General features: G+C 69.9%; 1 pseudogene. It reads left to right on the top strand.

Annotated features, from left to right (window positions below):
• Nucleotides 1-276: pseudogene (locus SB822_RS56795) on the top strand (Tol-Pal system protein TolB); the annotation flags it as partial.

Raw genomic sequence — 276 nt, 5'->3', positions numbered from 1 at the left:
CAGCGCCAGCCGGGTGACCTTCCAGGGCAACTACAACGCCAAGGCCACCGTGTCCTTCGACGGCAAGAAGATCGCCGTGGCCCAGGGCAGCGGCAATACCTACCGGATCGCGATGATGGACCGCAGCCTGGGGTCGCCGAGCTGGAGCACCCTGTCTCCCGGCTCGCTGGACGAATCCCCGAGCTTCGCCCCCAACGGCAGCATGGTGCTGTATGCCGCCCGGGAGGGGGGGCGCGGCGTGCTGTATGCCGTGTCCGCCGACGCCCGGGTCCGCCA

This window comes from Paraburkholderia sp. SIMBA_054 (assembly GCF_046534875.1).
In the GTDB taxonomy this organism is placed as follows: domain Bacteria; phylum Pseudomonadota; class Gammaproteobacteria; order Burkholderiales; family Burkholderiaceae; genus Paraburkholderia; species Paraburkholderia hospita.
This window is presented reverse-complemented; position numbering and strand designations above follow the sequence as displayed.